This window comes from Pseudomonas sp. AGC41 (assembly GCF_057334555.1).
Genome location: NZ_JBHFJB010000004.1, coordinates 60,218 through 61,182, shown reverse-complemented (window position 1 = coordinate 61,182; position 965 = coordinate 60,218). Strand labels below are relative to the sequence as shown.

Sequence of the window (965 nt, the reverse complement as noted above, 5' to 3'; positions counted from 1 at the left end):
TCCCACAGGGTTCTCTGATGTGTCAGTTGTCGCGAATCGAGAAATTGGCCATGTGCTCCAGCCCCTTGATCAGTGCCGAGTGATCCCAATTGCTGCCACCGATGGCTGCGCAGGTGCTGAACACTTGCTGGGCGTTGGCGGTGTTGGGCAGGTTGATGTTCAGTTCCCTGGCGCCTTGCAGGGCCAGGTTCAGGTCTTTCTGGTGCAGGCTGATGCGGAAGCCCGGGTCGAAGGTGCCCTTGATCATGCGCTCACCGTGCACTTCGAGGATCTTCGACGAGGCGAAACCGCCCATCAGCGCTTCACGAACCTTGGCCGGGTCGGCCCCGTTCTTCGAGGCGAACAGCAGGGCCTCGGCCACGGCCTGGATGTTCAGCGCGACGATGATCTGGTTCGCCACCTTGGCGGTCTGGCCATCGCCGTTGCCGCCCACCAGGGTGATGTTCTTGCCCATCGCCTGGAACAATGGCAGCGCGCGCTCGAACGCGGCGCTGTCGCCACCGACCATGATGCTCAGGGTCGCGGCCTTGGCGCCGACTTCACCGCCCGATACAGGGGCGTCGAGGTACTGCGCGCCTTTTTCATTGATCTTCGTCGCGAACGCCTTGGTGGCGGTGGGGGAGATCGAGCTCATGTCGATCACCACCTTGCCCGCGCCCACGCCGGCCGCTACGCCGTCGGCGCGGAACAGCACGTCCTCGACCTGTGGGGTGTCCGGGACCATGACGATGATGAACTCGGCCTCCTGGGCGACTTCCTTCGGGTTGGCCAGCGCCACCGCGCCGCCGGCCACGAGGTCGGCCGGGGCAGCGTCGTGATGCTGGGTCAGGAACAGGCTGTGACCGGCCTTTTGCAGGTTCAGTGCCATGGGATGGCCCATGATGCCGGTGCCGATGAATCCGATTTTAGCCATGTGGAAATCCTCTTTTATTAAAGTGCCCCGCGGACTCTGTGGCGGGGGGGGG

1 protein-coding gene is annotated in these 965 nt (G+C 63.8%); it reads right to left on the bottom strand.

Annotated elements, in window-relative coordinates; all coding sequences use genetic code 11:
* Window positions 1-22 precede the first annotated feature (22 nt).
* The gene (locus ACE04F_RS00685) at window positions 23-913 is read right to left on the bottom strand and encodes a 2-hydroxy-3-oxopropionate reductase (RefSeq protein WP_486104056.1); all 891 of its coding nucleotides are present in this window, start codon (window positions 911-913) and stop codon (window positions 23-25) included.
* Between the last annotated feature and the right edge of the window lie 52 nt (window positions 914-965).

What these genes read in the sequence shown, in the direction of transcription:
- ACE04F_RS00685 (WP_486104056.1), bottom strand. Translation starts at nt 913, where the DNA reads ATGGCTAAAATCGGATTCATCGGCACCGGCATCATGGGCCATCCCATG.